Source organism: Streptomyces fradiae ATCC 10745 = DSM 40063 (genome assembly GCF_008704425.1).
GTDB lineage: Bacteria > Actinomycetota > Actinomycetes > Streptomycetales > Streptomycetaceae > Streptomyces > Streptomyces fradiae.
On record NZ_CP023696.1, the window covers coordinates 3928543 to 3941518 of the forward strand.

The 12976-nt window shown below is 73.3% G+C and carries 13 protein-coding genes; 9 read left to right on the forward strand and 4 right to left on the reverse strand.

Going from position 1 to position 12976, the window contains the following annotated elements; all coding sequences use genetic code 11:
- The first annotated feature begins 55 nt into the window (after positions 1–55).
- The 3 genes from mqnC (at position 56) to CP974_RS17570 (ending at position 2694) form a co-directional block, all read left to right on the forward strand.
- Positions 56–1255, forward strand: a complete 1200-nt coding sequence (gene mqnC, locus CP974_RS17560; RefSeq protein ID WP_031129918.1) for a cyclic dehypoxanthinyl futalosine synthase — start codon at positions 56–58, stop codon at positions 1253–1255.
- A 7-nt stretch (positions 1256–1262) separates the two neighbouring features.
- On the forward strand, positions 1263–1874 hold the full coding sequence (locus CP974_RS17565) for an imidazolonepropionase-like domain-containing protein (RefSeq protein ID WP_031129917.1): 612 nt from the start codon (positions 1263–1265) through the stop codon (positions 1872–1874).
- Between the two features lie 118 nt (positions 1875–1992).
- Entirely contained in the window at positions 1993–2694 is a 702-nt protein-coding gene (locus CP974_RS17570; RefSeq protein WP_031129916.1) for a demethylmenaquinone methyltransferase, read from the forward strand.
- Positions 2695–2880: 186 nt separating this feature from the next.
- Here the strand turns inward: CP974_RS17570 and CP974_RS17575 are convergent, their stop codons facing one another.
- Together CP974_RS17575 and CP974_RS17580 are read right to left on the reverse strand one after the other, a co-directional pair.
- The gene (locus CP974_RS17575; RefSeq protein WP_031129915.1) at positions 2881–3537 is read right to left on the reverse strand and encodes a class I SAM-dependent methyltransferase; all 657 of its coding nucleotides are present in this window, start codon (positions 3535–3537) and stop codon (positions 2881–2883) included.
- A gap of 291 nt (positions 3538–3828) precedes the next feature.
- Complete coding sequence (locus CP974_RS17580) at positions 3829–4368, reverse strand: GNAT family N-acetyltransferase (protein WP_031129914.1); 540 nt, start codon at positions 4366–4368, stop codon at positions 3829–3831.
- A gap of 95 nt (positions 4369–4463) precedes the next feature.
- On the opposite strand from CP974_RS17580, the gene CP974_RS17585 reads away from it, so the two are divergent.
- A complete protein-coding gene (locus CP974_RS17585; RefSeq protein WP_069977553.1) occupies positions 4464–5750 on the forward strand; it encodes a geranylgeranyl reductase family protein in 1287 nt (428 codons plus the stop codon).
- Here CP974_RS17585 and CP974_RS17590 read toward each other — a convergent pair.
- Positions 5716–6900: a helix-turn-helix domain-containing protein gene (locus tag CP974_RS17590; protein WP_085921630.1), complete on the reverse strand. Its 1185-nt coding sequence runs from the start codon at positions 6898–6900 to the stop codon at positions 5716–5718. The two genes, CP974_RS17585 and CP974_RS17590, sit on opposite strands and share 35 nt — an antisense overlap.
- A 68-nt stretch (positions 6901–6968) precedes the next feature.
- On the opposite strand from CP974_RS17590, the gene CP974_RS17595 reads away from it, so the two are divergent.
- Positions 6969–7892 carry an NAD(P)-dependent oxidoreductase gene (locus tag CP974_RS17595; protein WP_223844398.1) on the forward strand — a complete coding sequence of 308 codons (924 nt, stop codon included), beginning with the start codon at positions 6969–6971 and terminating at the stop codon, positions 7890–7892.
- A gap of 421 nt (positions 7893–8313) precedes the next feature.
- Here the strand turns inward: CP974_RS17595 and CP974_RS17600 are convergent, their stop codons facing one another.
- On the reverse strand, positions 8314–9156 hold the full coding sequence (locus tag CP974_RS17600) for a C40 family peptidase (RefSeq protein WP_031129911.1): 843 nt from the start codon (positions 9154–9156) through the stop codon (positions 8314–8316).
- A gap of 722 nt (positions 9157–9878) precedes the next feature.
- Between CP974_RS17600 and CP974_RS17605 the strand changes: the two genes are divergently transcribed.
- Genes CP974_RS17605 through CP974_RS17620 form a run of 4 tightly spaced genes read left to right on the forward strand, consistent with a single transcriptional unit; the run spans position 9879 to position 12962 of the window.
- Positions 9879–10238 (forward strand): NADH-quinone oxidoreductase subunit A, encoded by a 360-nt coding sequence (locus tag CP974_RS17605; RefSeq protein WP_031129910.1) that lies wholly within the window; start codon positions 9879–9881, stop codon positions 10236–10238.
- Positions 10239–10258: 20 nt separating this feature from the next.
- Positions 10259–10813 carry a NuoB/complex I 20 kDa subunit family protein gene (locus tag CP974_RS17610; RefSeq protein ID WP_031129909.1) on the forward strand — a complete coding sequence of 185 codons (555 nt, stop codon included), beginning with the start codon at positions 10259–10261 and terminating at the stop codon, positions 10811–10813.
- Positions 10810–11631, forward strand: coding sequence for an NADH-quinone oxidoreductase subunit C (locus tag CP974_RS17615; protein WP_051839183.1), 822 nt, complete (start codon positions 10810–10812; stop codon positions 11629–11631). Before CP974_RS17610 ends, CP974_RS17615 begins: the two co-directional genes overlap by 4 nt.
- Positions 11628–12962: an NADH-quinone oxidoreductase subunit D gene (locus CP974_RS17620; RefSeq protein ID WP_031129907.1), complete on the forward strand. Its 1335-nt coding sequence runs from the start codon at positions 11628–11630 to the stop codon at positions 12960–12962. Before CP974_RS17615 ends, CP974_RS17620 begins: the two co-directional genes overlap by 4 nt.
- Positions 12963–12976 lie beyond the last annotated feature (14 nt).

The following is a 12976-nucleotide window of genomic DNA, read 5'->3' on the forward strand; positions in this document are numbered from 1 at the left end:
GCGCTGGCGTAGGCTGGTCCGGTCCGTCCGCATGCTGGCGAAAGGTACGCAACCGGTGACCGAGAAGGCCGACCTCCAGTCCGTTCTCGACCGTGCCGCCACCGGTGGGCGGATCACCCCGGATGAGGCCCTGGACCTCTACCGGTCCGCCCCGCTGCACGCGCTCGGCGCCGCCGCCGACGCCGCCCGGCGCCGCCGCTACGCCGGTACGGAGCACATCGCGACGTACATCATCGAGCGGAACATCAACTACACCAACGTCTGCGTCACGGCCTGCAAGTTCTGCGCGTTCTACGCCGCGCCCAAGGACACCGCCAAGGGCTGGACCCGCGACCTCGACGACATCCTGCGCCGCTGCGCCGAGACGGTCGAACTGGGCGGCACGCAGATCATGTTCCAGGGCGGCCACCACCCGGACTACGGGGTGGAGTACTACGAGAAGCACTTCGCGGCGATCAAGAAGGAGTTCCCGCAGCTCGTCATCCACTCCCTCGGCGCCTCCGAGGTGGAGCACATGGCGCGGATCTCCGGCGTCTCCGTCGAGGACGCCGTCCGGCGCATCCACGCCGCCGGGCTCGACTCGTTCGCGGGCGCGGGCGCCGAGCTGCTGCCGGAGCGGCCCCGCAAGGCGATCGCCCCGCTCAAGGAGTCCGGCGAGCGCTGGCTGGAGATCATGGAGATCGCCCACGGCCTGGGCGTCGAGTCGACCTCCACCATGCTGATGGGCACCGGCGAGACCAACGCCGAGCGCATCGAGCACCTGCGGATGATCCGCGACGTGCAGGACCGGACGGGCGGCTTCCGCGCCTTCATCCCGTACACCTACCAGCCGGAGAACAACCACCTGAAGGGCCGCACGCAGGCCACGCTCTTCGAGTACCTGCGCATGATCGCCATCGCGCGGCTCTTCCTCGACAACGTCGCCCACATCCAGGGCTCCTGGCTCACCACCGGCAAGGAGGTCGGCCAGCTCTCCCTGCACTACGGCGCCGACGACCTCGGCTCGATCATGCTGGAGGAGAACGTCGTCTCCTCGGCCGGCGCCCGGCACCGCTCCAACCGGCTGGAGATCATCGACCTGATCCGCAAGGCCGGCCGCGTCCCGGCGCAGCGGACCACGACGTACGAGCACATCGTCGTCCACGACGACCCGGCGAACGACCCGGTCGACGACCGCGTCGCCTCCCACATCTCCTCCACGGCCATCGAGGGCGGCACCGCGCACCCCGGGCTGAAGCTCGTCGACGCCCGCTGACCCGCCCGTGCTGACGATCCACACGGCGGGGGAGCGGCCCGGCGCCCCCGCCCTCGCCGTCGAGGGCGCGCGGATCGCCGCCGTCGGCCCGTACGAGGAGCTGGCCGCCGCCCACCCGCGCGCCCGCGTGCGGCGCTGGCCCGGTGTCCTGACGCCCGGCCTGGTCAACGCGTACGGCCCCGAGCTGCTGGAGGAGGCGTACCACCCGGACCCGCGCGAGGCGGACGAGCTGGGCACGCTGCCGATCACCGGGGTGGCGCTCGCCGCGCTCGGCCTGACCGAGGCCCGCCGGGGCGGCAGCGCCCGGCGCGGCGTGCAGCGGCTGCTGGCCCACGGTGTGGTCGCCGTCGCGGGGGAGCCGCGCACGGCGGCCGTACGGGACGCGGTGCGGCGCACCGGCCTCGGCGCCGTCCCGCGCGCCGGGCGGCCGGAGGGCACGCCGTCGCCGGACCCGTTCGCCTCGGGCGGGCCCGTGGTGTGGGCCGAGCCGCCTCGGGCGGGCGGACCGGCCCGGTTCGCCGTCTTCGACGTGCCGGACCTGGCGGAGCTGCCCGCGCGCGGCGCCGCCGCCTGCGTGGCCACCGTCCTGGACGGGCGGCTGGTGTACCGCGCGGCCTGAGCCCGGCGCCGGTACGGATGCGCGGCGCCGGTACGGGGCGATGGGCGGGGCCGGTACGGGGGCGGCGCGCCGTACGGCCGCTCGGGGGCGGGGCCGGGCCGCCTGCTTGAATGGCTGCGTGACCCGAGCAACGCTGGACAAGCAGCCGCACGAAGTCGCCTCGATGTTCGACCACGTCGCGGCGAACTACGACCTCACCAACGACGTGCTGTCCCTCTTCCAGGACAGGCGCTGGCGCCGGGAGGTGGCGCGGGCCGTGGACGCCCGTCCCGGCGAGCGGGTCCTGGACCTCGCGGCGGGTACCGGCACGTCCTCGCTGCCGTTCGTGGAGGACGGCGCGTACGTCGTGCCCTGCGACTTCTCCCTCGGCATGCTGAGCGAGGGCAAGAAGCGCCACCCCTGGCTGCCGCTCACCGCGGGCGACGCCATGCGCCTGCCGTTCCGCGACGACGTCTTCGACGCGGTGACCATCTCCTTCGGGCTGCGCAACGTCCAGGACACGGACGAGGCGCTGCGCGAGCTGTACCGGGTGACCAGGCCCGGCGGACGCGTCGTGATCTGCGAGTTCTCGCACGCCACCTGGGCGCCGTTCCGCAAGGTGTACGAGGAGTACCTGATGCGGGCGCTGCCGCCGGTCGCCCGCGCGGTGTCGTCCAACCCGGACGCGTACGTGTACCTGGCCGAGTCCATCCGGAGCTGGCCCGGACAGCCGGAGCTGGCCGGCATGCTCCAGAAGGCCGGCTGGTCGAAGGTGGCCTGGCGGAACCTCTCGGGCGGCATCGTGGCCATGCACCGCGGCCGCAAGGCGCTGGAGGCGTAACGGATCCCACGGCGGGCGCCCGCCGGGTGGACGGGGGCCGGTCCTCGGCCGTCTCCCGGCAGCCGCGGCTGCCGAATCGGCCGTCCGGTGCGGCTCGGCCGGATCGCCACCCCCGCTGCCCCGCTGTCCGGTGCCCGCCCGGCGGCTTCGGCGACGGCCGCGGGACGTGCGCACGGCAGGGCGGGGTCAGACCCGGGCGATCAGGGCGTAGCGCTCGTCCGTCACCGGGCCGCCCCAGAGGGCGTCCTCGGCACTGAGCGGTTCGACACGCAGGTCGGTGACGAGCGGACGCACCGCGACGGTCAGGTCTCGGGCGGTGATGCCCCCGTGCCAGGGCAGGGTGCCGCCGCCGGCGCCATAGGGCGCGGCGCTCTCTCCGGCCTCCCGCCAGCGGCCCTCGACGAGGACGAGCAGTCCGCCGGGGCGGATCAGGGACACCCACGCTTCCAGAGCGGCCCGAGGGTCGGGCAGCGTCCACACCAGGTGGCGGGAGAGCAGGACGTCGAACGTCTCCCGACCTGTGGGCGGCGCGGCGGCGTCCCCGATCAGGAAACGGCCCGGAAGCCCGGCTTCCGCGAGTTTGGCGCGAGCCCGCTCGACCATCCGCGGCGCCAGGTCCACCCCGGTCACCCGGTGCCCCGCCCCGGCGACCAGCTCGGAGAGCGACCCGGTGCCGCAGCCGACATCGAGGACGTCCGCCGGGGCGGGGGGCAGCCAGGAGGTCAGCAGTCGCGCCCAGGCGGCGCGGGTGTCAGCGGCCTTGAGGCCGTGATCCGGCTCCTCGTCGAAGTCCTGGGCCGCGGCGTCCCAGTAGGCGGTGATGGCGGCGGCGGGGTCGGTCATCGGACGATCCTCTCAGCCGCCACCGACAATGCCCGGGGCCTCTCGGCGACGCGGTCGCCTGTGTCCGAGGAACCCCGCCGTACCCCGCCGGTGCCGCCCGCAGGCGGTACCGGCCGATGCCGTCGGGCCTGGCGAGCGCCGCACCCAACACCCCGTGGTCGCGGCCGGAGGCCGCCAGGGGCGGCCCGATGCCGTCGGGGAAGAAGCCGTGCGTGGACGAGGCGGGCGGGACGGTACACGCGGTGGGCGTCGCACGGCCGGCGCCGCACGAGCGGGGTCACGGCCGCGGGGTCACAGCTCCAGTCCGTAGCGGTGGGCCAGTTCGCCGTCGCGGCCGGGGATGGGCGCGGCCTCGAGGAGGGTCATGCCCAGGCGGCGGGTGACCGCGACGGACCGCTCGTTGCGCGCGTTCACCATGGCGACGACCCGCCCCACACCGGCCGCCCGCACCCGCTCCAGGGTCTCGCGGGCCGCCGCCGTCGCGTAGCCCCTGCCCCAGGCCGGGCGGGCCAGCCGCCAGCCGATCTCGACCTCGCCGACCGGGCCCCACGGGTGCGGCCACGGCTGCGCGCCGGTGAAGCCCACGACCTCGCCCGCCCCGTCCAGCAGCGTCCACAGGCAGAAACCGCGCTCGGCGTCGTGGCGGCGCTGGCGGGCGGTGAACTCCTGGTACACGGACAGCTCGGCGGACCGGCCGCCGTGGTACTCCATCACCTCCGGGTCGTCGAAGACGCGGTGCCACGCGTACGCGTCCTCCTCCGTCGGCACGCGCAGGCGGAAGTCCGGCCCGCCGGCGGGCCGGGCGGCGGCGGCGTGGAGCAGCTCGGTCATCGGGGGTGCCCTTCGGATCGGGGACGCGAGGTCCCCATAGACTGCCCATGTCCCGTGCTTTCGGCACGCCATTTCGAGCTCCGGGAGAACTCGCCGTGACCGAGACCCTCTCCGAACACACCGCAGATGTGATCGTCGTCGGGGCGGGCCCGGCGGGCTCCACCACGGCGTACTACCTCGCGAAGGCGGGACTCGACGTCCTGCTGCTGGAGAAGACCGCCTTCCCGCGCGAGAAGGTGTGCGGCGACGGGCTCACCCCGCGCGCCACCAAGCAGCTCGTCGCCATGGGCATCGACATCTCCGAGGAAGCCGGCTGGTCCCGCAACAAGGGCCTGCGGATCATCGGCGGCGGCGCCCGCCTCCAGCTCGACTGGCCCGAGCTCGCCTCGTATCCGGACTACGGCCTGGTCCGCAAGCGCGACGACTTCGACGAGCAGCTCGCCCGGCAGGCGCAGAAGGCCGGGGCGCGGCTGTACGAGCGGTGCAACGTCGGCGAGCCGGTCGTCGAGCCCCGCACCGGCCGGATCACCGGCGTCCACGCCAAGCTGGGCGAGGACAAGACGCCGGTCACCTTCCGCGCCCCGCTCGTGGTCGCCGCCGACGGCAACTCCAGCCGCCTGTCCCTGGCGATGGGGCTGCACCGGCGCGAGGACCGGCCGATGGGCGTCGCGGTCCGCACGTACTTCACGACGCCCCGGCACGACGACGACTACCTGGAGTCCTGGCTGGAGTTGTGGGACCGGCGCGGCCCCGGCCCGGACCGGCTGCTGCCCGGCTACGGCTGGATCTTCGGCATGGGCGACGGCACGTCCAACGTCGGCCTGGGCATCCTCAACTCGTCCTCCGCCTTCCGCGAGCTGGACTGGCGGGAGGTCCTCAAGGCGTGGTGCGCGTCCATGCCGGAGGACTGGGGCTTCACGCCCGACAACATGACGACGCCGATCCGCGGGGCGGCCCTGCCGATGGCGTTCAACCGGCAGCCGCACTACACGCGCGGCCTGCTGCTGGTCGGTGACGCGGGCGGCCTGGTCAACCCCTTCAACGGCGAGGGCATCGCGTACGCCATGGAGTCCGGGCAGCTCGCCGCGGACGTCATCGTGCAGGCGCACGCCCGCGCGACGGACGCCCAGCGCGAGCGGGCCCTGCACACGTACCCGCAGGTCCTCAAGGACACCTACGGCGGCTACTACACGCTGGGCCGCGGCTTCGTGAAGCTCATCGGCAACCCGAAGGTCATGAAGATCGCGGCGCAGCGGGGCCTCACCCACCCGATGCTGATGCGCTTCACGCTGAAGCTGCTCGCCAACCTGACGGACCCGACCGGCGGCGACGCCATGGACCGGATCATCAACGGCCTGTCGAAGGTCGCCCCGAAGGCGTGAGGCCGGGCGGTCCCGCGGGCCTCCCCGGCCCGCCCCGCCCGCCCGGCGCACCCGGCCCGACCCGGTCACCCGGCCTCCCCGTCCCGCCCCGCCCGCCCGGGTCGGCCGGGGGCGGGAAGGACCTGCGGTAGGCCGTGGGGGAGACGCCCACGAGCCGGGTGAAGTGGCGGCGCAGGTTCGCCGCCGTGCCCAGGCCGCTGCGCTCGCCGACCTGCTCCACGGGCAGGTCGGTGGACTCCAGCAGGCTCTGCGCGCGGGCGACGCGCTGCTGGAGCAGCCACCGCATCGGCGTGGTCCCGGTGGCCTCCCGGAGGCGGCGGTGGAAGGTGCGCGGGCTCATCCGCGCGTGCCGGGCCAGGTCGTCGACGGTGAGCGGCTCCGCCAGGTGCTCGACCGCCCACTGGAGGACCGGCCCGAGGCCGTCGCCGCCCGAGGGCGGCAGGGGCGCGTCGACGAACTGCGCCTGCCCGCCCGCCCGGTGGGCGTGCACGACGAGCCGCCGGGCGAGCTGGTTGGCGACGTGCGCTCCGAGGTCGCGGCGGACCAGGTGCAGGCACAGGTCGAGGGCGGCGGTCGCGCCCGCGCTGGTCAGCACCGAGCCGTCGTCCGTGTAGAGCACCGAGTCGTCGACGGTCACCGCCGGGTACCGGGCGGCCAGTTCGGCGGTGTGCTGCCAGTGGGCCGTGGCGCGGCGGCCGTCGAGCAGCCCGGCGGCGGCCAGCGCGAACGCGCCGGTGCACAGCGACACCACGCGGGCCCCCGAGGCCGCCGCCGCGCGCAGCGCCGCCACGAGCTCCGGGGACACCTCCCGGGCGCCGGTGACGCACGCCTCCGGCACGGACGGCACGATGACCGTGGTGGCGCCGGCGAGCGCGTCCAGGCCGTGCTCGGTACGGAGGGAGAAGCCCGGCGGCCCGTACGCCTCCCCCGGCCCGTGCCGCACGTCCCTCCGCCCGGGTGCGCCCGGCCGCCCGTGCGGGCGGTCGGTCCCGTGCGGGCGGTCGGTGCAGAGGCGGAGCCGGTACCAGGGGTCGGCGAGGTCGTCGTGCGGGATGCCGAACACCGCGAGCGCGATGGACAGTTCGTACATCTCCCAGGGGGACAGCCCGGCGTCCTGGAGGACGGCCACGGCGACGGTTCCGGCGCTCATGTCCCGGAGCGTACGGCAGGAATCTTGCGCACAGGGGCAGTCCCGCCACTGTCGGCGCCCCACGCCCGCTGCGAGGGTGGAGACCGCACAGGCAATCCGTACGCAGAGGGAGAAACAAGGCGATGAGCCGTGAAAAGGTCACCGTGCTCGGACTGGGGCAGATGGGATCGGCCCTGGCCGAGGCGTTCCTGGCGGCCGGTCACCCCACGACGGTCTGGAACCGCACGCCCGCCAAGGCGGAAGCGGCGGCGGCGCGGGGTGCGCGGCGGGCCGGGACGGTCGCGGAGGCCGTGGAGGCGAGCGGGCTGGTCGTGGTGTGCGTGCTGGACTACGCCGCCGTGCGGGAGCTGCTCGACCCGGTGGCCGGGCTGCTGGCGGGCCGGACGCTGGTCAACGTGACGTCCGGGTCGCCCGAGCAGGCGCGGGAGACGGCCGCGTGGGCGGCCGGAGCGGGGGCGCGGTACCTGGACGGCGGGATCATGACGACGCCGCCCGGCGTGGGCAGCCCGGCCAGCATGTTCCTCTACAGCGGTACGCCCGAGGCGTTCGCCGCGCACCGGGACACGCTCGCGGTGCTGGGCGACCCGATCGACCTGGGGGAGGACGCGGGGCTCGCCTCGCTGTACGACACGGGGCTGCTGGGGCTGATGTGGTCGGTGTTCGGCGGCTGGCTGCACGCGACGGCGCTGGCCGGCGCGGACGGGGTGGCCGCGCGGGCGTTCACACCGGTCGCGGTGCGCTGGCTGTCGACGGTCGGGCTGTTCATGGAGCGGTACGCGGGGCAGATCGACGAGGGCCGCTACCCGGGCGACGACGCCACCATCGACGTGCAGCTCGCGGCCGTCGAGCACCTGCTGCACGCGGGCCGCGCGCGGGGCGTGGACGGGAGGCTGCCGGAGCTGCACCGGGAGCTGATGGCGAAGGCGGTCGCCGACGGGCACGGCGGGGACAGCTACGGGCGGCTCATCGAGGCCTTCCGCCCGGCGGACTGACGGCCGGGCGGGCGCACGGGGCCGCCGTGGAGCGGGCGCCACCCGGACCGGCCGGCCCCCGCGCCCGCGCCCCGTCGACGCCCTCCGGTACGGCTCCCCGACGCGCCCCACCGACGCGCCCCCACCGAGGCCGTGCGGTACGCGCCCCGAAGGCGCCCCCACCGACGCCGCTCGGCACGCGCCCCACAGGAGCCGGTCGGCACGCGCCTCACGGGAGCCCGGTCGGCACACGCCCCCGCACGCACGGACGCGCCCCACCCGCGCCGGCCGGTGCGGCGGCGGCGCCACCGCGCTCACCGGCGCCCGACCGTCCCACGCGACGCACGCGACGCACGCGACGCACGCGACGCACGGCGAAGGCCGTCGCTCCCGCCCCGAGCGGGGGAGCGACGGCCTTCGCCGTGTGGAGTGCCGGGGGGCGTCAGAGGATGCGGACCGCGCCGGACGGACGGTCCCAGTCCAGGGAGCGCTCGACCACACCGGTGCTGGGGTTCTGCGCGCCGACGTACTTGCCGCCGCCGACGTACACGGCGACGTGGTACGAGCCGCTGCGGCTGCCCCAGTAGAGGATGTCGCCCGGCTGGAGGTTGTCCAGCGAGACGGAGGTGCCCATGCTCGACTGCGCGCCGGAGACGCGCGGCAGGTCGATGCCGGCCTGGCGGTAGGCGGCCTGGACGAGCCCGGAGCAGTCCCAGGCGTTGGGGCCCGTGGCGCCCATGACGTACGCGTCGCCGACCTGGGCGCGCGCGAACGCCACGATGGCGGCGGCCGAACCGGTCGCCGGGGCGCTGTAGGAGCCGCCGCCGGAGGAGGACGAGGACGTGGTGGACAGGGAGGAGCGCTCGGAGGTGCGGGAGGAGCGGTCCTGCGCCTCGGCGCGGGCCTCCTCGGCCTTGCGGGCCTCCTCGGCCTCCTTGGCCTTGCGCTCGGCCTCGGCCTTGCGCTCGGCCTCGTCCTTGGCCTTCTTGGCGTCCTTCGCCGCCTGGGCCGCAGCCGCGTCCTCCTGCGCCCGCAGGTCCTGGAGGAGGGCGTCCTGCTGGGTCGCCTCCGCGGACGCGGCGACGGCGGTGGACAGGGCGCCGGACAGGTCCACGTTGGTGAGCGTGGGCATCTCGACGGTCTCGGTCACCGGCTCGGCCTGAGCCGGTGACGCGGCCACCGCGATGGTGCTGAGGACGCCACCGGCAACTCCGGCGCGCAGCGCGAGCTTCGAGGAGCTGCGGCGGGGCTTCCGGTGGCTGGGTATGTGAGCGGTGTGGGACATGAGAACAACCGCTATCAGGGCCCGGCGGTTCCCTTCAAGAAACGTGGGGTGCGCCACAGTTGCGGCCCGAAGGACTGAATCCGGTTCCCTACGGCCCTTATTGACGCCGTAACGGACATTTCGGCTCCGGGTGATCATGCCCGTGATCATGGGTTATCCGCGAAACGCCCGAATTGCCGCCCGCCTACCACTGGTTGGCGAAGTTGGCCAACCCCGCTTCTTCGTGCGCCCGTGCGAGGTGGCGCACGTCACATTCGTGTCCGCGGTGCTTGCGCTCCGCGCTCGTGAACGGGTGCACGCGTCCACCTCCGTCCCGTCGCGCCCCTCGCGCGGGTGGGGTGAGCCCCTTTATCACCCGGACGCGTCCAACTCGAATTTGCGTGTACCGGCCATGGCTTGATAGGGCAAGGCCCCTCCCACCAGCGACGACGGGAGGAAATATCACCTATCGTGGCTACTCGATCACGTCTGGTGCGAAGATCGCCGCCGCGTCGGGTTCATGATCCTTCGCCAGGTGGTGGAGATCACAAAGACGTTGGCGTACCCCGTGTCGCAGATCACAGATCGACGGGCATAGGATGCGTTGCAGTCGGGCTTGTGAACTGCCTCACATGTAAGCGATCTTCCGGGGGTCCCCGATCACCCGGGGACTCCTTCCGAGGCGGCGAGACGGATGCCCGGTGCGGTCCAACGGTCAAGGACGACTGGAAGGAGCGAGGAGCGTGAATGCGTACACGCCCATCCTCGTGCTCGGCGCCCTAGGGGCAGCGTTTGCGATCTTCTCCGTGGTCATGGCCACGCTCATCGGCCCGAGGAAGTACAACCGGGCGAAGCTCGAGGCGTACGAGTGCGGGATCGAGCCGACCCCGACGCCGGCCGGAGGTGGCCGCTTCCCGATCAAGTACTACCTGACGGCGATGCTCTTCATCGTCTTCGACATCGAGATCGTCTTCCTCTACCCCTGGGCGGTCGCCTTCGACTCCCTGGGGCTTTTCGGGCTCGTGGAGATGCTCCTCTTCGTGCTCACCGTCTTCGTCGCCTACGCGTACGTGTGGCGGCGCGGCGGCCTGGAGTGGGACTGAGGGGCTGAAGGGGCACAGTCATGGGACTCGAAGAGAAGCTGCCGAGCGGATTTCTGCTGACGACGGTCGAACAGGCCGCGGGATGGGTGCGCAAGGCGTCCGTCTTCCCCGCGACCTTCGGCCTCGCCTGCTGCGCCATCGAGATGATGACGACCGGCGCCGGGCGCTACGACATGGCCCGGTTCGGGATGGAGGTCTTCCGCGGCTCGCCGCGCCAGGCCGACCTGATGATCGTCGCCGGCCGGGTCAGCCAGAAGATGGCCCCGGTCCTGCGCCAGGTCTACGACCAGATGCCCGACCCGAAGTGGGTCATCTCCATGGGCGTCTGCGCCTCCTCCGGAGGCATGTTCAACAACTACGCGATCGTGCAGGGCGTCGACCACGTCGTACCGGTCGACATCTACCTGCCCGGCTGCCCGCCCCGCCCCGAGATGCTGCTGGACGCGATCCTCAAGCTCCACCAGAAGATCCAGACGTCCAAGCTCGGCGTCAACGCGCGCGAGGCGGCCCGTGAGGCGGAGGAAGCGGCGCTCAAGGCCCTCCCGACGATCGAGATGAAGGGGCTGCTCCGGTGACCGACCAGTCCAACCGGCCGAACCCGGACCCGAAGCCGGGCCAGGACCCGAAGCCGGGCCGGGACCCGAAGCCCGGCCCGGGCCCGGACCCGTCCAGCCGGCCCAACCCGGAGCGGGAGCTCTCCGCGCAGAACCTCCCCGGCCAGCGCGGCGACCACGGCGAGGAGATCCGCGTCCAGCGCGGGATGTTCGGCGCCGGAGGCGGCGGCGACACCTCCGGATACGGCGGCCTCGTCCGCTCCATCCGCCTCCCCGGCCCCTCCACCCGGCCCTACGGCGGCTACTTCGACGAGGTCGCCGACGAGCTGGAGGGCGCGCTGGAGGAGCAGGGGCTCCTCCCCGAGAACGCGATCGAGAAGACGGTCGTCGACCGGGGCGAGCTCACCTTCCACATCGCGCGCGAGCACCTCGTCCGGGTCGCCCGCACCCTGCGCGACGACCCCGCGCTCCGCTTCGAGCTGTGCCTGGGCGTCAGCGGCGTCCACTACCCCGGCGACAAGGGCCGCGAGCTGCACGCGGTCTACCACCTGCGCTCGCTCACCCACGGGCGGCGCCTGCGCCTGGAGGTCGGGGCCCCCGACGCCGACCCGCACGTCCCGTCGCTCGTCGAGGTCTACCCGACCAACGACTGGCACGAGCGCGAGACGTACGACTTCTTCGGGCTGGTCTTCGACGGCCACCCCGCCCTCACCCGGATCATGATGCCGGACGACTGGCAGGGCTTCCCGCAGCGCAAGGACTACCCCCTCGGCGGCATCCCCGTCGAGTACAAGGGCGCCCAGATCCCGGCTCCGGACCAGCGGAGGTCGTACTCGTGACCACCCCCAAGGCAACCCCGCCCGCGGAGCCCCGCGAGACCACCGAGGGCACCGTCTACACCGTCACCGGCGGCGACTGGGACGAGGTCGTCCAGTCCGCGGCGAAGGCCGACGACGAGCGGATCGTCGTCAACATGGGCCCCCAGCACCCCTCCACCCACGGCGTGCTCCGGCTCATCCTGGAGATCGACGGCGAGACCGTCACCGAGGCCCGCTGCGGCATCGGCTACCTCCACACCGGCATCGAGAAGAACCTCGAGTACCGGACGTGGACCCAGGGCACCACGTACGTGACGCGCATGGACTACCTGACGTCGTTCTTCAACGAGACGGCGTACTGCCTCGGCGTGGAGAAGCTGCTCGGCATCGAGGAGCAGGTCCCCGACCGGGCCACCGTCATCCGCGTCCTGCTCATGGAGCTGAACCGGCTCTCCTCGCACCTGGTGTGCATCGCCACCGGCGGCATGGAGCTGGGCGCCACCACGATCATGATCTACGGGTTCCGGGACCGCGAGATGATCCTGGACCTCTACGAGCTGATCACCGGCCTGCGCATGAACCACGCGTTCATCCGCCCCGGCGGCCTCGCCCAGGACCTCCCGCCCGGCGCCGTCGAGCAGGTCCGCGAGTTCGTCCGCACCATGCGCAAGAACCTCCCGGAGTACGACAAGCTCGCCACCGGCAACCCGATCTTCAAGGCCCGCATGCAGGACATCGGGTACCTCGACCTCGCCGGCTGCATGGCCCTCGGCGCCACCGGGCCCATCCTGCGCTCCGCCGGGCTCCCGCACGACCTGCGCCGCGCCGAGCCGTACTGCGGGTACGAGACGTACGAGTTCGACGTGCCGACCGCCGACACCTGCGACTCCTACGGCCGGTTCCTGATCCGGCTGGAGGAGATGCGCCAGTCGCTGCGGATCATCGAGCAGTGCCTCGACCGGCTCGCCCCCGGCCCGGTCATGGTCGAGGACAAGAAGATCGCCTGGCCCGCGCAGCTCGCCCTCGGCCCCGACGGACTCGGCAACTCCCTCGACCACATCAAGAAGATCATGGGCACCTCCATGGAGGCCCTGATCCACCACTTCAAGCTGGTCACCGAGGGCTTCCGGGTCCCGCCCGGCCAGGTGTACGCGGCCGTCGAGTCCCCCAAGGGGGAGCTGGGCGCCCATGTCGTCTCCGACGGCGGCACCCGCCCCTACCGGGTCCACTTCCGCGACCCGTCCTTCACCAACCTCCAGGCCATGGCGGCGATGTGCGAAGGCGGCCAGGTCGCCGACGTCATCGTCGCCGTCGCGTCCATCGACCCCGTGATGGGAGGCGTCGACCGGTGACCGACGTGACTGCG

Excerpts from the sequence above, each read along its gene's own strand:
- CP974_RS17575 (WP_031129915.1), bottom strand. The coding sequence starts at position 3,537 with ATGACCGACCCCGCCGCCGCCATCACCGCCTACTGGGACGCCGCGGCC.
- CP974_RS17600 (WP_031129911.1), bottom strand. The coding sequence starts at position 9,156 with ATGTCCCACACCGCTCACATACCCAGCCACCGGAAGCCCCGCCGCAGC.
- CP974_RS17610 (WP_031129909.1), top strand. The coding sequence starts at position 10,259 with ATGGGACTCGAAGAGAAGCTGCCGAGCGGATTTCTGCTGACGACGGTC.
- CP974_RS17590 (WP_085921630.1), bottom strand. The coding sequence starts at position 6,900 with ATGAGCGCCGGAACCGTCGCCGTGGCCGTCCTCCAGGACGCCGGGCTG.
- CP974_RS17580 (WP_031129914.1), bottom strand. The coding sequence starts at position 4,368 with ATGACCGAGCTGCTCCACGCCGCCGCCGCCCGGCCCGCCGGCGGGCCG.